This window comes from Candidatus Rickettsia tasmaniensis (genome assembly GCF_036857515.1).
Classification (GTDB): domain Bacteria; phylum Pseudomonadota; class Alphaproteobacteria; order Rickettsiales; family Rickettsiaceae; genus Rickettsia; species Rickettsia rickettsii.
The window spans coordinates 12,400-34,994 of record NZ_JAQCNX010000004.1 but is presented as its reverse complement, the minus strand read 5'-3'; the positions used below and the strand labels follow the sequence as shown (position 1 = coordinate 34,994).

Sequence of the window (22,595 nt, the reverse complement as noted above, 5' to 3'; positions counted from 1 at the left end):
TTATAATTTTTCAAAAAATTTATAAATATAGGTTTATATTTTTCATTAGATTTTTCTAAATATTCTATAGCTTGCCTGTAATTATTTTTTAAAAAATAAACCCATCCGAGTTGATAATATACTTTAGAATCATTAGGATTAAAAAATTTATCGACTAGTTTAAACCTAAGTAATGCATCATTTAAATTACCTCTATATAAATGATCGAGTCCAAGTTGATAATTAGTTTCAGCTAAATGAGAGAATTTATATTTACAATCACTTATATAATTTTTAAATTCTAAAATTTTATTCTTAATAAAATTCGGTATATTTATTATAGTTAAGCAATAATGTTTGATTTTGTCTTTTATTTTACCGAGCATAGTTTAATTACTAAATTAATATTACTTACTATAATAAAGCATATCTTGATAAATTTTTAAATAAAATAATAATTTTACTTGTAAATTAATGGCATTGAAGCTAGGATGTACATGTTATATGTACATCAGTAGGTAGCTCATGAACTCAATTAGCGGCACTTCATTTAGAAAAAACTTAAGCTCTGTACTAAATACCGTAGAAAACGATCACGTCCCTTATCTTATTAAAAGAAAGAATCATAAGAATATTATTCTTTTAACCGAAGAAGAATATGAATCTACAAAAGAAACATTATATTTATTATCTAATCCGGCTAATGCGAATCGAATAAAAAAATCTATTGAACAAGCAAAAAGAGGAGAGTTTGCTAAAGTTAATTTAGATGATTGAGATTGAGTGGACACTAGAAGCAGCGGAGGATTTAGCGTATTGGGAAAAATACGATATTAAAAAATATGAACGTATTAAACTGCTAATAAAAAATATCCAAGAAGCACCGTTTACAGGTATAGGTAAGCCCGAACCTTTAAAACATATATTATCAGGTTTATGGTCACGTAGAATTAACCACGAACATAGACTAATATATTCTATCAATACTAAACAAATTATAATATATAATTGTAGATTTCATTATAAAAATTAATATTTATTTCTTGAAATTACCGATTTTACTATAGCTTTCATTTAATACGGACTCAAATTATGTCAATTATTTCTACGAGGCTAAGTTCTATAAAACCGTCGCCGACCCTTGCAGTCGTTAAAAAAACTCTTGAACTTAAAAAAGCGGGAGTTGATATTATCACACTCGGTGCCGGTGAGCCTGATTTTGATACTCCTGACAATATTAAGGAAGCGGCGATTAAAGCGATTAAAGACGGCTTTACTAAATATACTAACGTTGAGGGTATGCCTCTTTTAAAGCAAGCAATAAAAGACAAATTCAAACGTGAAAATAATATAGATTACGAACTTGATGAAATAATAGTAAGCACCGGCGGTAAGCAAGTTATATATAATTTGTTTATGGCATCTTTAGACCAAGGGGATGAGGTAATTATTCCAGCACCCTATTGGGTTTCATATCCTGACATGGTTGCACTTAGCACAGGAACACCTATTTTTGTAAATTGCGGAATTGAAAATAACTTTAAATTAAGTGCAGAAGCTTTAGAACGTTCAATTATGGATAAAACTAAGTGGCTTATTATTAACTCACCTAGTAATCCAACAGGTGCAAGCTATAATTTTGAAGAACTAGAAAATATTGCTAAAGTTTTAAGAAAATATTCACATGTAAACGTAATGTCCGATGATATTTACGAGCATATTACTTTTGATGATTTTAAATTTTATACATTAGCCCAAATAGCACCTGATTTAAAAAAGAGAATATTTACCGTAAACGGAGTATCTAAAGCTTATTCTATGACGGGTTGGCGTATAGGCTACGGTGCAGGCTCTAAAGCTTTGATTAAAGCAATGACTATTATTCAGTCGCAAAGTACTTCAAACCCTTGTTCAATAAGCCAAATGGCTGCTATTGAAGCATTAAACGGTCCTCAAGATTATATAAAGCCTAATGCTTTAAATTGTCAAAAAAAGCGTGATCTTGCTTTATCAATTTTGAAAAGAGTAAAATATTTTGAGTGCTATAAGCCGGAAGGGGCGTTTTACTTATTTGTTAAATGCGATAAAATATTTGGGCATAAAACTAAATCAGGAAAAATTATTGCAAATAGTAATGATTTTGCCGAATATTTACTTGAAGAAGCAAAAGTTGCCGTAGTACCTGGTATCGCTTTCGGCTTAGAGGGATATTTTAGAATCTCTTATGCTACTTCTATGGAAGAGCTAGAAGAAGCTTGTATTAGAATTGAGAGAACAATCGATGTCATTCCTGCTTAAGGCTTTACATGGATACCAAATCGTCATTGCGAGCAGCCATAGGCTGCGTGACAATCTCGTCAAATATCCTGAGATTGCTTCGTTACTTACTTCGTAATTTCCTCGCAATGATGGAAAAGTTAAAAAGCCACCTAAACCAACAAAAAAATAATGCGGAAAGTTTTTAAAAAATTTTTAAAAAATAATAAATACGTACTTAGTATAATTACTATTTTACTATATTGGTATTTGCGTTTTGTTTACTTTACTTCAAAGCAGAAATTTATATTTTACGATAACGGCAATAAGGAAAAATTCCTAAACGAACAAGGGGTAATCTTTGCATTTTGGCATAATATGCTTGCCTTAAGTCCGGCTATGTTTATAGGACATAGAAATATCTATGCTTTAATATCACCGCATTTAGACGGAAAAATTTTAAACGATCTAGTAGGAAAATTCGGTTGCAGAGTGATAGTAGGTTCTACTAATAAAAATCCAATTGGAGCTTTACGTAATATTATAGGTAAGTTATCTCAAGGTGCAAATATAATAGTCACGCCGGACGGTCCTAAAGGACCGGTATATAAAGTAAATAGCGGCATTACCGAAATTGCCTATAGATATAACACAAAACTTATTACTATAGTCAGCTCCACTTCTAAATGTTTCAGATTAAAAAGTTGGGATAAATTAATAATACCCCTACCGTTTGGTACCATTAAAATCATAGTTGGCTCGCCTTTAGAACTCACAAATGATAAAATACAAAACCATATAAGCCTTGAAAAACAATTAGCAAGCTTAACAGAGAGTTTAAAGAAATGATGTTATTATATTATGCTTTAAGCTTTATATTATTACCTGTTTATTTTATCATAATTCTTATACGTTTATTAATAGGTAAAGAAGATATAAGACGCATCCAAGAGCGTTTTGCTATTGGCAAACACAGACAAGACGATTCATTAGACTTCGTGCAAACGTCCGCTAATAAAGAGGAATTTAAAGGAGACACTTCACTGCGAACCACAGCGTATACACTAGTACGTGAGGATGAAGGGTTAGGATCGACGTATAAATTACCTTTAGAAGCAAGTTATGCACGAAGGCTGATATGGATTCATGCAGCAAGCGTTGGCGAGTCCATGGCAGCTTTAACATTAATACATAATATAAGTAAACGCTACCCTGACGTTCGTTTTCTAGTAACTTCTTGGACTAACAGCTCCGCTAAAATATTAACTGCCAAATTACCTAAAATAGCAGTTCACCAATTTTTACCGATAGATACTATTATTTTTACTCGAAAATTTTTAAGAAATTGGCAACCTGATTTAGGTATTTTTATAGAATCGGAATTATGGCCGTGTACTATTAATGAGGGAGCAAAGCAGTGTAAATTACTACTAGTTAATGCTCGTATTTCCGATAAATCGTTTAAAGCTTGGCTAAAAAGAAAAAGCTTTTTTCAGCTTATTCTCAAAAATTGCAGTAAAATTATCGTGCAAAGCGAGCGTGACTTACAAAAATTCAATGAACTTGGCGTATCAGATGCAGTGAATTTAGGCAATATTAAATTTGCCAACGAAAAACTTCCGGTCAATCAAGAAGAGTTATCAAAATTAAGCTTACATTTAGACAATAGGCGAGTCGTGCTATTTGCCAGCACTCACCCCGAAGATGAAGAGGTGATTTTGCCTATAATCAAAAACCTAAAAGAGCAGTTTTTAGACTGCTATATTATCTTAATTCCAAGACATACTGAGCGAGTTAAATCAATTATCGATAATTGTAAGTCACATAATTTATCCGCTACCGCTAAATCGCAAAATAATTTACCTGTTTTAAGCGATGATCTTTATATAGTTGATAGGTTCGGCGAAATGGGACTATTTTTTTCTGTAGCTACAATTTCTTTTATCGGCGGTTCTTTTAAACAAGGCGGGCATAATATTTTAGAAGCAGCATATTTCTCTAATTGTATTATATTCGGTCCCGATATGAGCAAAAACACCGATATCGCTAAAGGCGTACTGCAAAATGAAGCAGCTATCCAAATCAAAAACGGTGAAGATTTACTAACCAAACTAACATATCTACTCAGATCTAATAATTCTCTAGAACTTAAAGCTTACCGCGAAAATGCTTTAAAATTTGTTAAGGACAACCAAAAAGTCTTAGATAAATATTTAAAAGTAATTACGAAGTTTCTTTGATAGAATTTAACTAAAAACTCTTATTCTCCTAAAAGCTCTATAGTAAATTCAGGATCTACGTGACTGATTTCTATACTTCCGTTATTTTCTAGTATTTTCTTATTCAAATACCTATAATACCCACTACTTATAGGCAAAGAACATAATTCACCTTTATAAACGGTTAAGGCCGGATACCATTGGTTATGAAAAATTATAGGTGGGTTTGGCAACGATAACTTATTTAATTTTCCGTCTCTACCGTAATGTGTCTTTAAAAAAGCAGGATCTGCTTTAGGCATGTTTGCCCCATCAAAATATTTTAAAATTAGTGAAATATCAAAAGTTTCTCCCGTATCTTCTGTAGTATCAGGGACAATCATGCCTCTAAATTCTTTAATCTTAACTATACGCTTGTTATTTAATCTTAATGTTAAGGAAGCTTCAATTGCCTCTTCCAACGCAATACCGCACTTATAACCGTTTTCGGTTTTAAATTCTTTTTGAACAACTTTACGCTTAGTAGGTTCAGAAAATATAAATTTTTCCTTACCGTTGCTGTTAAAATCACTTCCTGGACCGACGACTTTTATTGTACCGGTTGTCACTTTATAAGCGTTTGAAAGGGTTTTAGCTCCAATCTTTGCACTATCTACCAGTTTTTTTCCGTATATTTTAGCCTTTTCTCTTTTAGAGGTAGGAGTATTAGGGGGAGTTTGCTCTAAAGGATCTACAGGATTAGTTGTCATCGACTGAGTGGGGGTACTCGTATTACCTCGAGACGAAGGATGCTTTGTTATATAAGTTATTTTACTTTCGGCATCAGTACCGAGTACTGCTATTTGTCCACTTCCTATCTTATAGGCGTTTTCTATAATTTTACTTCCTGTGACGGTAACTTTTACTACCCCTTCTACTGCTTTATAACATGCATAACCGACACATACTATAATCACTCCAAGCAGTTCGGCATCATTATCACTATAATTAGCTTGTCTCCTACGATGCTCTTCGGCAGCATAAATTTGTGCAGCATATTCCTCTTTTGTCCTTGACATAAAATGCTCTTCATTTAAACTAATAATAACAATTAATGTAAGATTTTCTATGATTAGGTTAATATAAATCTTTTATTATAAAGTAAAAAACCGAAAATTATTTATTAATAGATAGTTGATTGTAGTTAGAGAGATATTATAAATACGAGTTTAGAATAAGCACTTATCCTAAATTCGCCTTTGTTTGCTTTTAAAAGGTGTGAGTGAGCATTCACGAGTTTTTTACTGTCACCTAGTTCAATTGACCACGGGAAGGTATTATTGCGTGGATAGAAAAACGCATTCGGTATCATACCGTGGTTTGACCACAGTATTCATAAAAATAACTAGTATTAGTTGTTTTTATATTTTTACTGGACCCTACGATCAAGTCGCGGGATGACAGGATAGAATTGTGTCTGCACAACAACGCATGCTTGCAATGACGATTTGGTATCCACGCGGGCATGACATTGAAGCTATGAAACAAACCCATTAACCTTGCGTAATGGCAGCTACTTCATCGGCAAAGTTTTTTTCTTCGTGTTCTATACCTTCACCAAGTTCGTATCTAATAAATTTGGCGATTTTAATTTCTGCACCGAGTTCTTTTTCAGCATTTTTAATTACTTCTGCAACAGTAAGTTTAGGCTCAAATAAGAAATTTTGCTGAAGCAATACAACTTCCGAGAAGAATTTACGTATTCTACCTTCTACCATTTTTTCTATAATATTATCAGGCTTTCCTTCTTCTTTAGATTTCTCAAAAAATACTTTTCTCTCACGCTCTACGAGTGCTTGATCCAAGCTTGAATCATCTATACTTTGCGGGTTATTTCCTGCTACATGCACAGCAATTTGTTTAGCTAAAGCTTCTAGTTTTGCTTTATCTTTTGCGTTAGACGCAAGACCTACTAATACGGAAATTTTTCCTAAATTCGGTACAACTTCATTATGCACGTACGAACCGATTGCTCCTTCAGATATCTCTAATATATCCATACGACGTAATGTTAAATTTTCACCGATTGAAGCAATATTTTCTATAATTTCTTCTTCAACTGATTTACCGCTTTGCATTTTAAATGTTTTTAGCGTGTCTATAGTTTTTGCAATTACTGCAAGATTTGCAATATCCTTAACTAGATCCTGAAACTGCTCATTTCTAGCAACAAAATCCGTTTCGGAATTTACTTCAATTACCACTCCGGTAAGCCCATCAACTTTTGCAGCCGTTAAACCTTCAGAAGCAATGCGTCTGGCTTTCTTTGCAGCAGCAGCTAAACCTTTCTTACGAAGAAAATCAATAGCTTCTTCAAAATTACCGCTGGTTTCTATTAATGCTTTTTTGCAGTCCATCATACCTGCACCGGTTTTTTCTCTTAATTCTTTAACCGCTGCAGCACTTATATTTATTTCACTCATACCTTACTTTCTCCTTAATTATTATATTTGGCTTGGGTTGTGGCTCGAAGAACGACCTCGGTGTCACCCCATGGCTTGCTCCTGGGGTCCATAAAAACAATTTAAAATACTAAATATTATTAGTATTTTAAGCTGGATCCCGCGATCAAGTCGTGGGATGACAATGGAAAAGCCGATCCATGCAACAACACTTATGCATTATCAGAATTTTTATTTTCATCGGTATCATTTAATGCTTGCTCAAATTCTGTATTTGTCTCTTCATCAATATTTTTCGTTTTAGAGAATTTTTTAGCTTGTTTTAATTTAGAAACATTTTTAGAAGTTAACGCCTTATCTGTATGCTCTTGCATAGCACCCATATCAACTCCTGACGCTTTCATTGATTCTTCAAGTCCTTGTAATGCCGCACCTGCAAATAAACTACAATAAAGTCTTATTGATCTTATAGAATCATCATTACCCGGAATCGGATAATCTACATTATCAGGATTAGAATTAGTATCAACTACTGCAACTATAGGAACATTAAGCTTTACCGCTTCATTAATTGCGATATGCTCTTTATTAGTGTCAATAACTACTAGAAGATCAGGTTTAGAATTAAGATTTCTAATACCGGCAAGAGATAGAAGTAATTTATCTTTCTTACGGCTCATATCGAGTATCTCTTTCTTAGTATAACCCATAAGGGCTTCTTCGTTTTCTAAGGTTTTGTCTAACTTATTTAGCTTTTCTATTGAACCCGCAATAGTTTTCCAGTTAGTTAGCATACCACCAAGCCATCTATGATTTACGTAATACTGCCCGCATTTTTCGGCATATTCCGCTATAATATCGCTTGCCTGTATTTTAGTACTTACAAATAATATTTTACCGTCTTTTTTTACGGTTTCATATATTGCATTCAAAGCAACACTCATTAAAGCAACACTTTGTCTTAAATCGATTATATGAACATCATCACGTTCACCATATATATAAGATGCCATTTTAGGATTCCAGCGTGAGGTCTTGTGACCGAAATGCACGCCCGCATCTAATAATTCTTTAATGTTAACAGATGGTATTTTTGACATTTTTAAATTCTCCTAATTGTTAGTTTATACCTCCGTAAGATATCTATTCTAATGAACTAACATATATCTTACGTGTGAATTTTTTGCTTAAGTTTTGGATAATCGTCATTGCGAACAGCCGTAGGCTGCGTGGCAATCTCATCAAATATCCTGAGATTGCTCGTCAATTATTACATAATTTCCTCGCAATGACGACTTACAAGCCTATAAATTATATAGGCATATTGCGTAATTTACAAGCTTTTATTCTTTTCGCCAAATAGTAGTACCGTCAGGTTGATCTTCTAGAATTATTTTTTCCTCTAATAACTGGTTACGAATTTGATCGGCTAATAACCAATTTTTTTGTTTTTTTGCTTCCAAACGCTTATTTACAAGCTCATTTATATAGAGTTCATCCACACCGCTATTAAACCACTCGTGTGGAGTCTTATTCATTAAACCAATAAAATTAGCACAAGTAATAATAGCAGAGGCGTTAAGCTGCCTTTCTTCTTCAGTTTTAGAAATAAAAACACCTTTAGCGTAGTCATTAATGATTTTAACGGCAAGCGGCGTATTCATATCATCAAGTAAGCTTTGCATGAAATCATGAGGTAAATCTATTTTCTGCACATTAATATTTTCTATAGCTCTATACCAATAATCTAAAGTTTTCTTAGCATCTTCTATAGCTTTATCATTATAATCAAGAGGACGCCTATAGTGACTACTTAATAAAAATAACCTTACTACTTCTCCTTGAATTTGTTTATCCATTAAATCCCTTACGGTAATAAAATTACCAAGAGATTTACTCATTTTCTCACCGTTAACCGTTAGAAACCCATTATGTACCCAATATTTAGCATAGGTAGAACTTGGAAAAGCACATCTACTTTGAGCAATCTCATTGGTATGATGCGGAAAGATTAAATCTGCTCCGCCGCCGTGAATATCAAAATTCTCACCTAAATATTTGTAGCTCATGGCTGAACATTCAATATGCCATCCAGGGCGACCAAGTCCCCAGGGGCTTTCAAAATTCATATTTGCCGATTCATTTTGCTTCGCCGATTTCCATAATACAAAATCTTGTGGCTTTTTTTTGGTTTTACTATTTTCTACATGTACTCCCTCAAACATTTCTTCTAAATTTCGGTTAGATAATTCCGTATAATTTGGAGCTGATAAAACATCAAAATAAACATGATTATCAGCAATATATGCATGATCTTTTGCTATTAAGCGTTCTATTATTGCGATCATTACATCAATATGCTTTGTAGCTTTCGGCTCAATACTAGGTAGCATACAACCTAAATATGCCATATTTTTATGAAACTCTTTCGTAACTTTATCAGTCAACTCATCAATAGTAACACCAAGTAGTGCAGCTCTATCGATAATTTTATCGTCAACATCCGTAATGTTACGTACATATTTTACTGCCTTCTCACCAAATATTTTTATAACTATACGATAAAGTAAATCATATACTACTCCTGACCTACTATTGCCTATATGAGGATTATCATAAACAGTCGGTCCACATACATACATTTTTACGTTAGCTTGATCTTGAGGATTAAAAACCTCTTTAGTACGGCTAAGAGTGTTATATAAGTGAAATTGAATTTGCATATTTTATTTACCAAAAACTGAAGTACATTTCTTTCAAAAGTAGTATTATATACTCCTTTTGAAAAAAGTTTAAAATTCGTATACATTAGCATGTGATATATTAAACACATTTTGGCTAAAAAATTCATTGGTTAACAAAAATTAGTAATTAATAGCTTACATAAGCTAACAAATATTATATAGTTCGCCTCGTTTATATTTAAAAAAATAATAACTAATCGAGGTTTGAATGAATTTACAAAATTCCTACTCAAAAAAATATGTTTTAACTTTTTTCATGTCAATATGTTTGTTGACTAGTAGCTTTTTAAGTACAAGTGCTAGAGCGGTAAGCTTTAAAGATTTAGTTAGTAAAACCCCGGCATGGGGAAAGCACAATTCAACACAGCAACAAAATATTTGGAAAGATTTGACTCCAAATGAAAAAATCAAAAAATGGCAAGAAGCAGATTTAGTTCCTAGTTTTACTCAAGCACAAGATGATCTAGGAATAAAGTATAAGGAAACAGATTTATCAAGTTTTTTAGATAAAACTAGACATAAAGCAAGACAAGCAAGAGCTGAAATTTTATTATACATCGCAAGAATAAAACAACAGGATTTTGATACAAAAAAACAAGAATATATTAATCAAAATGTAGTTCCTACAGACATAGAAGTAGCAACAAATCTTGGAATAAGTTATAACCCTAGCAAAATAGACCATAATGTAGAACGCGATCAAAAGGTACGTCGTGTAGAAAAAGACAAAAAAGCGCTAATCGAGCTATATATCAGCTCAATAACCAGAGATATTAAATACAAATATTATGTTAATCATGGTATGATCCCTGAAATAAAAACAGTAAGGACTGCTCTTAACATGAATAAAGATGATGCAGAATCTTTTGCTGCTTTAATAAGAACTGAAGTTATGGAAAAGGCAAAGGAACTATATATAACCCGTAGCCATATTCCTACAGAACAAGAGTTAAAAACAAAGTTTGGTGTATCTCGTGATGATGATAGAGACGGCTATATTAAGTCAATAAGACTTAAAGTTATGGACAAAGAAAAGCCACAATATATAGCTGATAATAGTATTCCTACAGAAAAAGAGCTAGAGCAGAAATTTGGTGCTGATAAAGGTGAGGCAACAAACTATATCGCATCAATAACAGCTCAGATGATGCTTGGTAAAAAATCGCACTATATAGATAGTAATATGATCCCTAACGCTGACGAATTAATGAATGAGTTTAAGATAGGGCCAGTAAAAGCAACTTCTTATATCAACCAAATAAGAGCCGGAATAGAAGCAAACCAGTTGCTAAACAACAATGATACTACTAAACCGTCTGCCGGACACTCTCAAAAAAAGAGCGGAAGCAAAAACAACCAGTGGTGTATATCAAATCAAGGTATAAATAATACAGAAACAAATACAAGAACATCTTTAGATGGTCTCATGGGTAGAATACAGAAACAACCATATTTTTTTGATCCTATAAGTACTTTTAAAACTCACTTTAATACTAAAGAAAGTAAGGGTAATTTAACGCAGTCTCAACGCAATATAAATAGAATAATACAACAAGAAGAAAATATTGAAGAATTTAAAGATCTTATTAAAACAGATCCTATAGCAGCATTAAATCTTAAAGTAGATAGTAGTTATAAACAAGAAGCAGTAACGACTATCTTAAGTGATTTTAATGATGATACTATTCAAAGGGTATTATTTAGCAATGATCAGGGACAATTAGATTTCAATACCAATATTGACGTTAAAAATAGACCTATTTTAAAAGAATTATTAGAAAATAGTTCTTCTGAAGAAAAAACTAAATTTGCTGAAAGAATTCAAGACTATGCAACACGAAATATATCTAATAGTCAATTTGAAGAAAAGGCACGATTAGATCTTATCAAACTAGCAGCAAGTAAAGATAAGAGTTCAGTAGAAAACTTTTTAGCTCTGCAATTAGAGTTAAAAAACATAATGCAACCCTATATTGCAAAAAGCGTCTATATTTTAACACCAAAAATAGTAAAAGAAATAAATATAGAACTAACAAATAAAGGGTTAATAATAGATAGTTTAACTAAAGACGATATGATTAAACTAGCCAAAGAAGTAAATAAACACACATTAAATTCAGTAATTAAAGTAATATTATCTGATAGTAACATACTCAGCAATGAAACCAATAAAATTTTAGGGTTAGCAGTAGGTAATAATGCAAATAATTTAGAACAAACACAAAGCGGCATTCCGAATCCACCACCTCTACCGCTAAATGGGGGTATTCCAAAGCCGCCTCCTCTACCGCTAAATAGAAGCATGCCACCCCCACCACCTCCCTTAAATTCTCAAGGCTTTAGTAGCAACTCTAACAATTTTGATTTAAATAAGTTACAAGCAGAATATCCTCACATACATTCATTATATATTCAGTTTACTCGCAATACTACTGTTCAATCAAAAGTACCACTTCAACCTACAGTTTCTAGTGCAACCAGCACAGACAGAAGCACGCCAGAGACAGCTTATGCCAAACTATATGCAGAATATAGAACTGAGACAGGAGGTAAAAAAGCTGATGATTTACAAGATCAGCTTATAAAAAGACAAGCTGATCTTACAAATGTTATACGTCAAATATTAACAGAATCATACGCCAACCAAGGAGCTGACGAGAAAAGTCTTGTAAATTTATTTAGCATTTCAACCCCTGAAATCGCAGAAAAAGCTAAAGAAGCTTTTAACACCCTTGTTCAAGACCCGTATATAAAAGATATAACCGTAAATGGTAAGAAAACAACAACAAGCGCAGAGATAATTAAAAATCTTTTCAATGAAGACACTGATGATGCAGTAAAACGTATTTTATTATCGTCATGTAAAATATCTGAAGAATTAAAGAGACCTATTAAACTTGAATTCAATAAATTAGAATTGATGAGAGAGTTACAGAGCAAACAAAATCCGTTTGAACAATTAGAATTTGCCTATACTAATGCAAAAAACTTCGATCAAGATATATTTGGCAATAGAGTCGAAGAGTTAATTAACAACCCTAATATGTTAACTATAACACAACAAGCTACTTTTTTAATAACAGAAGATACAAACTTAAGAAAAACAATTAATTCTGATCAAGCACAGGCTAAACTTGATGACTTAAGAACAGCTATTTTAAGCACAATAAAATTTGAAGAATTAATTACAGCAAATTTACCTCAAAATGAGTTTATTGCTATAGTAAAGGAAAAAGACCCCAAATTATTAAAAGAGTTTTTAAAAGCTACTACTATCAAACTAACAGGTAATAATAATTTCGATCAATTAAGATTAGCTTTGCCTTCATTTACAGGCATGAGCAATGAACAAATAAGAATGCTTGCTAGTAAATTAAATATACATACAATATTAAAAGCTCTTCAAGAGTGCTCGCCAGAAAAAGCTAAAAAACACATCCATACCGGAAACATGCCACCACCGCCACCGCCACTGCCTAATTCACAAGATTTGGCACTAGCTTATCTAACAAGTTTAGGGATTACTAAATTCAATGCAAATATATCTACTTTTAAAACAACTCCAAAAATTTATCGCTTTAGCTCTGATATAGCTGTAAGATATAAAGAATTTACTTTATCAGGACAAAAATCAGCAGGACATAAAGCAAAATACTCTGATGCCAATTTATTTAAAAGAGCTATAATGGAATCAGTAGCATTTGAGCATTCAAAAAATTTATCTAAAGCTCATCAAAATAATAAGTATTTTGCAAAACTCCAAGAAGCAGTCAACACTATGTACTTTAGCTTTATAGGTCCTAGAACTGAAATAGGACAAAAAATACATGATATTTTTACTTCTAAACTTTTGGAATTAATAAAAGATAAAGAATTTATTAAATATGTTGAAGATGATATTATACTTAGCAAAAAATTAACGGAGGCGTTTACTTCCGCTGACTCTGATTTTATAGGTCCTAGAACTGCACTAGGACAAAAAATACATGATATTTATACACAGCAATTGACAAAATATCCAGAAGAAGCGGTAAAAGAGGCATTTAATACTGCTCACTCTGATTTTATAGGTCCTAGAACTGAAATAGGGCAAGAAGTACATAATATTTATACTTCTAAACTTTCAGAGTTAGCAAAAGATAAAGAATTGTTTCTATTTGTTGAACAAGTACTAGCAGAGTCTACTGAACTAGAACCAGAATATGGTAGTGATATTCAATCAAAAAATAGTAACAATGAAAAGAAAAGAGGACGTTTAGATCCGCAAAAATTACGATTATTCCAACAAGAAAACGAAGCTACAAATGACGAATCCTCAACACAAGATGATACACAACCTGAAGATAGCAATAAAAAGTCAGAGCAATCTGATTCAAAAACCGCTTTATCACCGAGATTATTGAGTTCTAACGATAGCAAAAATGATAAATCATCAGATGACAAAAAATCACTTCTAGCATTAAGATCTAGTGATGAAGACGATAAAGGGTATGAAACTGATGAAGAAGAATTAGAAGAAAGCAATAGCACCACTGACGAAGAATTAAAAAAAGATATAGTTTTAGAAAGCGAAGATGAAGCTATCGATGTGTCATTCAAAACTGAAGCAATTACAGAACAAGATGAGACGACACAGAGACAACAGGTATCTGATGACACTAGTAGGAAAGTGGCAATATTAGTTAAGGCGACTTCAACTCTTCACAAACCTGTTCACTATAATATTTTAAGTGATAGATTAAAGGTTGTTGCAATAGGGGCCGGTGATGAAGAAGCTAGTATAAACAGAGGGGTATGGATTAGCGGCTTATACGGCATCAATAAACAAGGAACTTGGAAGAATATTCCAAAATATCAAAGTCGTACAACCGGCGTAACTATCGGGACTGATGCTGAATTCATCAATAGTCATGATGTTATAGGAATAGCTTATAGCCGTTTGGAATCCCAAATTAAATATAATAAAAAACTAGGGAAAACAGCAGTTAACGGTCATCTTTTAAGCATTTACGGTCTAAAAGAACTAATTAAAGGTTTCTCATTGCAGGCTATAACATCTTACGGTCATAATTATATTAAGAATAGATCTAAAAGTATTAATAATATAATTGGAAAATATCAAAACAATAATTTAAGTTTTCAAACTTTATTAAATTATAAATATCGTACAAAATACGATTTACATTTTATTCCTAATATCGGTTTTCAATATGATTATTCAAGAGCTAGCAACTATAAAGAGTATAATGTAGATATAGAAAATCTCATGATTCAAAAGAAGTCAAATCAATTATTTGAAAGTAGCCTTGGCGGTAAAATAGTGTTTAAGCCTATAGTGACCACAAACAATATAGTATTAACACCAAGTTTGTATGGTAATATTGAGCATCACTTCAATAATAAAAATACAAAAGTTAATGCAAAAGCGATTTTTAAAGGACAAACATTACAAGAAACAATTATTGTACTAAAACAACCTAAGCTTGGATATAATATCGGTAGTAATATATTTATGAGTAGAAAAAATATAAATGTTCTACTTGAGTATAATTATTATACGCATAGAAAGTATCAAAGCCATCAAGGACTTATTAAACTAAAAGTCAATTTGTAAATCACCAATAGAAAATTTAAATAAGGATAAGCTTTTCCTAAGAGCTTATCCTTTCTTAATGAATAAGCTTATTAACCAAACTCCTACATAGAATACTGGAGTACTAAATATAGTAAAAAATAGTTTAAATGAATAGCTATTAAGTACAAGATGACCTAATTAGTCAAAAGGAAAAATATTAAATAAGCTCATAATCCCAATTACAATAAAAGTATCGATAAATATTTACCTTTAGTAATTTTACGTATCCATAAATAGATATCAATATCAACAAGTTGAGCTATATAACAGGCAAAAGTTGATGCTAAAAAAGATATTAGTAGCTTCCAATTTATCCATGAGACTTATTATTAAAACTACTATTATATTAAAAATAATAGCAAGCTTTACACAAAAATTGGCTCTTTCTTTACCGTAGAACTCAGCTATTAAATCCGTTAATAAAAAAGTTAACGGGTACAAAATTGCTCCTATAGATAATTCAAGAATATAAAAATTAAAAATATTAAGGTAAACAAATTTTTGATATATTAAGTTTCCTACTATAATAAGGACTGTAAAAAACGTACATAAAATGATATAAATTTTTTCTTTTATATTAAATTCTATAGACATTTCTAAAATTATTTTAGGTGCAAAAATATTGCTGTACTCTAATAATATATATTGGGAGTTCTGAAAACTATACTAAATTCTCTGATGTCATGCCATTGATCCATAGGTGTTGTTACATGACTCCTGTTATGTCATTCCTGCAAAAGCAGGAATCCAGTACTTTTATCTGTCACCCCGTGGTTAAGCCACGGGGTGTGACACAGTGGATTTTACCGATCCACGCAACAATACCAACAAAGGTAGACAATGACAAATATGAGAGATATTACTAAGATAAAGCTGTAACTATTTAGCTATAGGTAAACTATTTTCTGCTTGATTTTCTTCAATTTCATTAATCTTAGAAACTAAATCAGATTTCTTTTTTGAGGAAAGGTTAGCAAGTACTATTGCATTTATTAAAAATAATGTTGTAAGTATTATAGTGCTTTTAGTAAGAAAATTGCCGACTGTTTTAGCGCTGACTACTCCCATATTATTACCGCCGCTTATACTACTAATTCCATCCGATCCGCTACGCTGCATCAGAATAACTATAATTAGCAATATTGCAATAGTAATATGTACAAAAAGAAGAATGTCTATCATATAATAAAATAATCGTTACCGTATTTTAAATGTAAATCATACATTAGTTTTATATTATTTGCAACTTAGCTTTATAAAATAAACATAATACTATAATAGTATCTGACAGAAACTAGACTAAAATCAGCATATGAGTTTTTCAAGAAAGGTTAAAAACTCACAAAGCTTAGGATGTGTGGTGGTGCTACTAGGAGGAATCGAACCCCCGACCTCTTCATTACCAATGAAGTGCTCTACCCCTGAGCTATAGTAGCAAGATTATTTCAAACCCTTTTTGCCACATATTTGTCATTAAATCAAGAAAAATTTTGGAAATTCGTTTACTATTTACAAAAAAGCTCTTATTCGAGCTCTTCATCCGCTCCACTTATATGTACCCCATCATAAGATGCTACTGTAGTTTCATTAGCATGCATCCCAAATTCTTTCTGTAAATAATCACTTAAAATCTTCAGTGTTTTTTCTTTGGTTTGGCATGCTAATATCATTTTATTATCTTGTACTAACTTGTGTAATTTGGGTATCTCTTCTGCAGTAACAAACCTCATTTCCAAACAACCGTTTTCTTCTTGTTGTAGAAGGTCAGCCGTTACACTCGTAGTAACTCTATGACATGTACCGAATAAGTCTAGATCTATCCTTGAAATTGCTTCGTCACTAGTTACTTCTTTAAAAGTTCTGGAATGATTGATGTGATCCTCAGAGATACTGGCAAAGACTAATCCCTTTTCAGTTATTTTATGTTCACAAGCATCGCCATAGTAATAACTCTTAGGTTTAAAGACTACAATTTTGTTATTAAATTCAACTAGGTTTGCAGGTTTTGTAATTTTTTTCATATTTTATCTAAACTTCTATTTTTGTAAAAAGATAAGGCAATCAATGCAAAAATACAGCTTAATATGACATAATAAACTGCTGAGGTTACATGCCCTGTTTTGTGTACTAAATATTCAAAGACAAGAGGCGTAGTACCACCAAAAATGCTTGTAGCAGTGTTATATGAAATAGAGAGAGCGGTGTTACGTATATTTGTAGGATACAATTCTGCTTGTAATGCCGGTTCAGGACCGATATAGCTAGCAGCAAGTATAGCAAGTATCAATTGTGAGATAATTACACTTGTGAAGGCCCCATTCTCAAAATTATTAAGTAAAAACGGCGTTGTTACAATAATTATTATCAGATTAATTACAAAAATTTTCCTGCGACCTATAATATCGGATAGGTAACCGCTTAATAAAGTTACGGCTATCATAATCACGTAACACACGCTAGCAAGGCTATTTACCTCATTTCCAGTAAAGTTGCGGCTGATTTTTAAAAACGATACCAAGTAAATTGTAGTTAGATAGAATATTATCGAACCGGGAGCATTGATAAAAATCGAGATTAATATATCAAACCAATAATTGGTAATGACTTTTTTTAACGGTGATTGTAAAATCTTTTTCTGCTCTCTTAGATTTTTAAAATTCGGTGTTTCGTGTGTATTTTTTTTAATATAAAATGCTGCAAAAAGAATAAAAAAACCAAGTAAAAAAGGTATTCTCCAGCCAAAACTATCAAATTGTGAAGCTGTTAGGATATTCTTAACGATATAAGAAACAAAAGAACCAAGCAATAAACCGGAGCATATACTAGACATTGAAATACTACCGGTGAAGCCTTGGTGTTTATGGCTAGTATGCTCAATAACAAAGGAAATAGAGCCGGTTAAAGCTCCTCCCATTGATAATCCTTGTAGAATTCGTACACAAATCATTAATATAGTCGCAGTTATACCGATAGTATGGTAAGTTGGTAATATTCCTATTAATACGGTTGGGGTAGACATGCAAAATAACGCACTAGTTAAGGCTACTTTGCGTCCAAATCTATCACCGATAACACCAAAAAATATGCCGCCCAACGGTCTTGCTAAATAACCTATAGCAAATACTAAAAAAGCTTGCAGTAAAGAAGTATTAGCATCATCATTTGGAAAAAATTTTGTTCCTATTATGGGTGCAAAATAACCGAATAATACATAATCATACCATTCAAAAGTGTTAGCGATACCGCTTGAAAATACTAGTTTACTGCGATTCATGTTTTCTATTCATAGCTTTTTTTTCGGAATATATTATAAATAAGGTGGTAGGAATTATTATTACTGCTCCATGAAGTGTGCTTTTATCAGGAAATTCGTTAAATATGAAATATGCCGCTATTGCCGAAATCACCAGCTCTAAATATCTATAAGGAGCGGTAGCGGTTGCATCTACCATGGAAAAAGCTTTAAGCAGGAAGAATAATATTAAGCTTCCGCTACTACCGAGTACAAACAATAAAGCTAATTCAAAACTACTAGGAGTTAGCCAATACTGCGATGCTACAGGTAACGACACTATAGCAGTTACTATTGCCGAATAAAATAGCATGCTAATCATCGATTCTTTTATTACGAATTTTTTATTAATAATATCAAGCATAGCAAATGAAATAGCCGCTAATACAAAATACAAAATTTCTCGGTTAAAATCCTCGGCATGCGGTTTAAGCGTAACAACAAGTCCTATAAATCCTACTACGGTAACTACCCATCTTGGCCAAATAATATTTTCGTTCAGAAAAAATACGGCAAGTATTAAAGTAAATAAAGGAATAGAAAAACTTACGACTGTTGCAGTAGTAACGGGAGCTATGGTAAGACCGTAAGTCCAAGAAGTCATACCGAAAAATAATAATAACCCTCTTAATATATGTACAAAAGGACGACTTGTTTTTAAAGTATTTTTACCATAATAAACAACAAAAGGTAGTAAAACTATGCTACTGAAAAAGAAGCGGAAAAAAGCTACTTCAAAGCTATGTAAACGAGTCCCAAGATATTTAGACATTACATCATTGGCACTACTACTTACTAAACTAAGTAAAAACCAACCTATACCGGTTAAATATGTTTTTAATGCATCATTCATTAATATGCTCCAATAATTTCTATAATTTTACTTAAATGTCTTGACTTTTAGCATAAAAGAATTCTATCTTTTATGACAATGGTCTAAATATATAAATATAAACAAAAATTTTATATAATAATACGGCAATCAATTTTAAGCAAGTAAAGGTTATAATTATATGTTAAGAATAGTGAAAAAATTAGGGATAATTTTGTTTGTATCCAGCATAAGTATTAATAGTTTTGCTAAAAGCATGTATGATGATGTAGACTCTGCTCCTGACTATGATAGTACACCGTATTACGAAAACGAAGGCAGTTTAGTTTTCAAGATGCGTCTAGGAGGTGTTGTTTCAAGTGCTAAGCAAAAAGGATTACCTACTCCTACCTCTCCTCAACCTGTTTTAGTAGGAAAAGTTGCAAACAACGGTTATGGAGGTGATGCGTCCACTACTATATTCTTTAATAATTATTTAGCTACTGAATTATCACTTGGCTTTAATGTTTTACGCACTAAATATACATCCCTTGCAGCCGTTGCTCATAATTATGGCGTTGATAATGTCAAACTAGGGAAAAACAAACCTATTTATATGATTCCTGCAACAGTTACCGGACAATTTCATATAGCTCCTTACGGTGGAATAAGACCATATATAGGTATAGGTTATCACGGTTCTTATATGCTTACGCAAGCTGCCGGTCTTAAAATTAGAAACGGACACGGTGCCGTAGGACAAATAGGTGTAGATTTTTATGCTAAAGATGATACTTTAATCAATATGGACGTAAGACAATTTTTCTTAAATCCTAAACTTGAGTATAAACCGAATTTAGTAGGTAATAAAACTGTGACCTCTAAAGTTAAACTTAATCCTTTAATAGTTTCTATAGGTATAGGATTTACTTTTTAGCCTTGTTGCATGGTTCTTGAAGTGTATTTGTCATACCGCGATTTGATCGCGGGATCCGGTTTTTTTATTTCTTTGGATACCGCGGTCAAGCCGCGGTATGACACTAAATAGCTAATAATATAAACATACATTCACCTATGTCCCTACAAATTATCCAGTTATTATACTTAGTTGCGGCTGTTTGCTTTATTCTATCACTCAAATTCTTATCCTCACAGAAACAAGCACGTTTAGGCAGTACCATAGGTATTTTGGGGATGGCGATAGCAGTCGTCGTTACTTTTTTCCTACCGGATTTTACTCATAAATTACCCATTATAGCAACCATATTATTAGGGGCTGTAATCGGCGGGATTATCACACTTAAAATCTCCATGACGGCAATGCCTCAATTAGTAGCGGGATTTCACTCTTTTGTTGGTCTTGCTGCGGTATTTGTAGCTTATGCTACAGTACTTGCTCCTGAAAATTTTTCTATAGGGATAGCAGGAAGTTTACCAATTAATGCATTAATAGAAATATCAGTAGGCGTCTCTATCGGTGCTTTAACTTTTAGCGGTTCGATTATAGCTTTTCTAAAACTACAAGGCTTAATGAAAAGTAGCCCGTTAAAATTCTACGGTCAGCAATATATATGCTTATTAACGGCAATAATATTGGTTATTCTAGTAATATCGTTTATTCGTTCAGAGAATATATTTTTATTTAATCTAATAGTCTTTTTATCACTGTTAATCGGAGTATTACTAATAATACCGGTAGGCGGTGTAGATATGCCTGTTATAGTCTCAATGCTAAATTCTTATTCAGGTTTTGCGGCAGCAGGTATAGGTTTTACGCTTAGCAATAGCCTACTTATTATTACTGGAGCATTAGTCGGTAGTAGCGGAGCTATACTTAGCTATATAATGTGCAAAGCGATGAATCGCTCATTAATTAAGGTTATTTTTGGGGCGTTTTTGCCTGCACCTACTGGAATTAACAAGGATATAGACGACGATAAAATAGCAAAAACAAGCTGCCCTGAAGATGCGGCACATTTACTACTTAATACATCATCGGTGATAATTGTTCCCGGTTACGGTATGGCAGTAGCTCAGTCTCAGCATATCATAAAAGAGATGGTTGATATATTAGAACGTTCAGATATTAATGTACGTTTTGCCGTACATCCGGTAGCAGGTAGAATGCCGGGGCATATGAATGTTTTACTTGCAGAAGCTAATATAGATTATGAGAAAGTATTTGAGCTTGAAGAAATTAATAGAGATTTCGCTACCACTGACGTAGTGCTTGTGATTGGGGCAAATGACGTAACTAATCCTGCTGCTAAAAATGATCCGAACAGTCCAATTTACGGTATGCCGGTACTCGATGTCGAAAAAGCACGTACGATTTTGTTTATTAAACGCTCTATGGCATCAGGATATGCAGGTATAAAAAATGTGCTATTTTATCACGATAATACTTTTATGTTATTCGGCGATGCTAAGAAAGTAGTTGAGGAGATAGTTAAGTTTCTAAATGAAGATTGACTTAAATAACTCTATTGGTTATAATTTCTTAAGTTAAGCCAAAAAATAATTATCATGAATTCGCAAAAAACATTACCGCTTCTGCCAAAAGCTACGGCTATGTGGTTAATTGAAAATACTTCTTTAACTTTTAAACAAATTGCCGATTTTTGCGGTATTCATGAATTTGAAATAAAAGGTATGGCTGACGGTGAAGTAGCACAATCTATAAAAGGTTTAAATCCAATTGCAAACGGTCAGTTAACTTTAGAGGAAATTGAGCGTTGTAGTAAAGATCCTAATGCTAATTTACAAATTTCATATAGCCCTGCTGATGAATTGATGAAAAATCAGAAAAAACAGCATGCTAAATACACTCCTATAGCAAGACGTCAAGATAAACCGGATGCTATATATTGGTTATTGTCTAATTATCCGAACATCCAAGACCATCAAATAATTAAATTAATAGGTACTACTAAAATTACTATAGATGCTATTAGAACCCGTAGCCATTGGAATATGAATTCTATTCGTCCTCGTGATCCCGTATTACTGGGGATCTGTAGTCAAATAGACCTGAATAAAATAGTAGAAAGCCTAAAGCCTCCACAAAATCCTACAAAAGAATCATAAAATTATACTAACTGCTATCCTGCGAAAAGCTTGCTTACGTGAATTATTTTTTGATTGTTACCCCGCCTTGATCAGCGTTATTGCGTGGCTCGTTTATGTCATTCCTGTATAGTCAGAACATTGCTGGATGG

The 22,595-nt window shown here is 32.5% G+C and carries 18 protein-coding genes, 1 tRNA gene and 1 pseudogene; 9 read left to right on the top strand and 11 right to left on the bottom strand.

The features are described from left to right. The coding region (locus tag O6R16_RS01540; RefSeq protein WP_499679717.1) for a tetratricopeptide repeat protein at positions 1-365 on the bottom strand (365 nt) is incomplete at its 3' end. Between the two features lie 139 nt (positions 366-504). Here O6R16_RS01540 and O6R16_RS01535 point away from each other — a divergent pair. The 5 genes from O6R16_RS01535 to waaA all read left to right on the top strand — a co-directional run bounded on the left by O6R16_RS01535 (position 505) and on the right by waaA (position 4,475). After that, complete coding sequence (locus O6R16_RS01535) at positions 505-756, top strand: type II toxin-antitoxin system Phd/YefM family antitoxin (RefSeq protein WP_014391803.1); 252 nt, start codon at positions 505-507, stop codon at positions 754-756. After that, positions 749-1,012 carry a Txe/YoeB family addiction module toxin gene (locus O6R16_RS01530; RefSeq protein ID WP_499679716.1) on the top strand — a complete coding sequence of 88 codons (264 nt, stop codon included), beginning with the start codon at positions 749-751 and terminating at the stop codon, positions 1,010-1,012. Before O6R16_RS01535 ends, O6R16_RS01530 begins: the two co-directional genes overlap by 8 nt. 59 nt (positions 1,013-1,071) lie before the next feature. Further along, the gene (locus tag O6R16_RS01525) at positions 1,072-2,277 is read left to right on the top strand and encodes a pyridoxal phosphate-dependent aminotransferase (RefSeq protein WP_499679715.1); all 1,206 of its coding nucleotides are present in this window, start codon (positions 1,072-1,074) and stop codon (positions 2,275-2,277) included. A gap of 150 nt (positions 2,278-2,427) precedes the next feature. Beyond that, positions 2,428-3,084, top strand: a complete 657-nt coding sequence (locus O6R16_RS01520; RefSeq protein ID WP_499679714.1) for a lysophospholipid acyltransferase family protein — start codon at positions 2,428-2,430, stop codon at positions 3,082-3,084. Beyond that, positions 3,081-4,475, top strand: a complete 1,395-nt coding sequence (waaA, locus tag O6R16_RS01515) for a lipid IV(A) 3-deoxy-D-manno-octulosonic acid transferase (RefSeq protein WP_499679713.1) — start codon at positions 3,081-3,083, stop codon at positions 4,473-4,475. The genes O6R16_RS01520 and waaA overlap by 4 nt, the downstream gene beginning before the upstream one ends. A 20-nt stretch (positions 4,476-4,495) precedes the next feature. On the opposite strand, the gene O6R16_RS01510 is transcribed toward waaA, so the two are convergent. From O6R16_RS01510 to cysS, 4 genes are all read right to left on the bottom strand, one after another. After that, entirely contained in the window at positions 4,496-5,512 is a 1,017-nt protein-coding gene (locus O6R16_RS01510) for a hypothetical protein (RefSeq protein WP_499679712.1), read from the bottom strand. Between the two features lie 474 nt (positions 5,513-5,986). Next, positions 5,987-6,916, bottom strand: coding sequence for a translation elongation factor Ts (tsf, locus tag O6R16_RS01505; RefSeq protein ID WP_499679711.1), 930 nt, complete (start codon positions 6,914-6,916; stop codon positions 5,987-5,989). A gap of 191 nt (positions 6,917-7,107) precedes the next feature. After that, positions 7,108-7,995, bottom strand: a complete 888-nt coding sequence (gene rpsB / locus O6R16_RS01500) for a 30S ribosomal protein S2 (protein ID WP_499679710.1) — start codon at positions 7,993-7,995, stop codon at positions 7,108-7,110. A 243-nt stretch (positions 7,996-8,238) separates the two neighbouring features. Next, positions 8,239-9,618, bottom strand: coding sequence for a cysteine--tRNA ligase (gene cysS, locus O6R16_RS01495; protein ID WP_499679709.1), 1,380 nt, complete (start codon positions 9,616-9,618; stop codon positions 8,239-8,241). Positions 9,619-9,847: 229 nt separating this feature from the next. On the opposite strand from cysS, the gene sca2 reads away from it, so the two are divergent. Continuing rightward, positions 9,848-15,253 carry a surface cell antigen Sca2 gene (gene sca2 / locus O6R16_RS01490; protein ID WP_499679708.1) on the top strand — a complete coding sequence of 1,802 codons (5,406 nt, stop codon included), beginning with the start codon at positions 9,848-9,850 and terminating at the stop codon, positions 15,251-15,253. A 45-nt stretch (positions 15,254-15,298) separates the two neighbouring features. On the opposite strand, the pseudogene O6R16_RS01485 reads toward sca2, so the two are convergent. The 6 genes and pseudogenes from O6R16_RS01485 to O6R16_RS01460 form a co-directional block, all read right to left on the bottom strand. Beyond that, positions 15,299-15,868, bottom strand: a pseudogene (locus O6R16_RS01485) (queuosine precursor transporter). A 285-nt stretch (positions 15,869-16,153) separates the two neighbouring features. Further along, positions 16,154-16,456: a preprotein translocase subunit SecG gene (gene secG, locus O6R16_RS01480; RefSeq protein ID WP_004996773.1), complete on the bottom strand. Its 303-nt coding sequence runs from the start codon at positions 16,454-16,456 to the stop codon at positions 16,154-16,156. 179 nt (positions 16,457-16,635) lie between these two features. Then, positions 16,636-16,710: transfer RNA gene (locus tag O6R16_RS01475), tRNA-Thr, on the bottom strand. 87 nt (positions 16,711-16,797) lie between these two features. Further along, the gene (locus tag O6R16_RS01470) at positions 16,798-17,010 is read right to left on the bottom strand and encodes a hypothetical protein (RefSeq protein ID WP_499679718.1); all 213 of its coding nucleotides are present in this window, start codon (positions 17,008-17,010) and stop codon (positions 16,798-16,800) included. 281 nt (positions 17,011-17,291) lie between these two features. Then, positions 17,292-18,548 carry an MFS transporter gene (locus O6R16_RS01465; RefSeq protein WP_499679707.1) on the bottom strand — a complete coding sequence of 419 codons (1,257 nt, stop codon included), beginning with the start codon at positions 18,546-18,548 and terminating at the stop codon, positions 17,292-17,294. Continuing rightward, positions 18,535-19,419 carry a DMT family transporter gene (locus O6R16_RS01460; protein ID WP_499679706.1) on the bottom strand — a complete coding sequence of 295 codons (885 nt, stop codon included), beginning with the start codon at positions 19,417-19,419 and terminating at the stop codon, positions 18,535-18,537. Before O6R16_RS01460 ends, O6R16_RS01465 begins: the two co-directional genes overlap by 14 nt. 160 nt (positions 19,420-19,579) lie before the next feature. On the opposite strand from O6R16_RS01460, the gene O6R16_RS01455 reads away from it, so the two are divergent. The 3 genes from O6R16_RS01455 (at position 19,580) to O6R16_RS01445 (ending at position 22,464) form a co-directional block, all read left to right on the top strand. Further along, entirely contained in the window at positions 19,580-20,314 is a 735-nt protein-coding gene (locus O6R16_RS01455) for an OmpW family outer membrane protein (RefSeq protein WP_499679705.1), read from the top strand. Between the two features lie 137 nt (positions 20,315-20,451). Further along, positions 20,452-21,849 carry an NAD(P)(+) transhydrogenase (Re/Si-specific) subunit beta gene (locus tag O6R16_RS01450; RefSeq protein WP_499679704.1) on the top strand — a complete coding sequence of 466 codons (1,398 nt, stop codon included), beginning with the start codon at positions 20,452-20,454 and terminating at the stop codon, positions 21,847-21,849. Between the two features lie 54 nt (positions 21,850-21,903). Next, positions 21,904-22,464 carry a cell cycle transcriptional regulator TrcR gene (locus O6R16_RS01445; RefSeq protein ID WP_499679703.1) on the top strand — a complete coding sequence of 187 codons (561 nt, stop codon included), beginning with the start codon at positions 21,904-21,906 and terminating at the stop codon, positions 22,462-22,464. The last annotated feature ends 131 nt before the right edge of the window (positions 22,465-22,595 follow it).

Coding starts and splice junctions, on each gene's coding strand:
- O6R16_RS01520 (WP_499679714.1), top strand. CDS start 2,428: ATGCGGAAAGTTTTTAAAAAATTTTTAAAAAATAATAAATACGTACTT.
- sca2 (WP_499679708.1), top strand. CDS start 9,848: ATGAATTTACAAAATTCCTACTCAAAAAAATATGTTTTAACTTTTTTC.
- O6R16_RS01460 (WP_499679706.1), bottom strand. CDS start 19,419: ATGAATGATGCATTAAAAACATATTTAACCGGTATAGGTTGGTTTTTA.
- cysS (WP_499679709.1), bottom strand. CDS start 9,618: ATGCAAATTCAATTTCACTTATATAACACTCTTAGCCGTACTAAAGAG.
- O6R16_RS01450 (WP_499679704.1), top strand. CDS start 20,452: ATGTCCCTACAAATTATCCAGTTATTATACTTAGTTGCGGCTGTTTGC.
- O6R16_RS01535 (WP_014391803.1), top strand. CDS start 505: ATGAACTCAATTAGCGGCACTTCATTTAGAAAAAACTTAAGCTCTGTA.
- O6R16_RS01510 (WP_499679712.1), bottom strand. CDS start 5,512: ATGTCAAGGACAAAAGAGGAATATGCTGCACAAATTTATGCTGCCGAA.
- secG (WP_004996773.1), bottom strand. CDS start 16,456: ATGATAGACATTCTTCTTTTTGTACATATTACTATTGCAATATTGCTA.
- tsf (WP_499679711.1), bottom strand. CDS start 6,916: ATGAGTGAAATAAATATAAGTGCTGCAGCGGTTAAAGAATTAAGAGAA.
- O6R16_RS01455 (WP_499679705.1), top strand. CDS start 19,580: ATGTTAAGAATAGTGAAAAAATTAGGGATAATTTTGTTTGTATCCAGC.
- O6R16_RS01525 (WP_499679715.1), top strand. CDS start 1,072: ATGTCAATTATTTCTACGAGGCTAAGTTCTATAAAACCGTCGCCGACC.
- waaA (WP_499679713.1), top strand. CDS start 3,081: ATGATGTTATTATATTATGCTTTAAGCTTTATATTATTACCTGTTTAT.
- O6R16_RS01445 (WP_499679703.1), top strand. CDS start 21,904: ATGAATTCGCAAAAAACATTACCGCTTCTGCCAAAAGCTACGGCTATG.
- rpsB (WP_499679710.1), bottom strand. CDS start 7,995: ATGTCAAAAATACCATCTGTTAACATTAAAGAATTATTAGATGCGGGC.
- O6R16_RS01530 (WP_499679716.1), top strand. CDS start 749: ATGATTGAGATTGAGTGGACACTAGAAGCAGCGGAGGATTTAGCGTAT.
- O6R16_RS01465 (WP_499679707.1), bottom strand. CDS start 18,548: ATGAATCGCAGTAAACTAGTATTTTCAAGCGGTATCGCTAACACTTTT.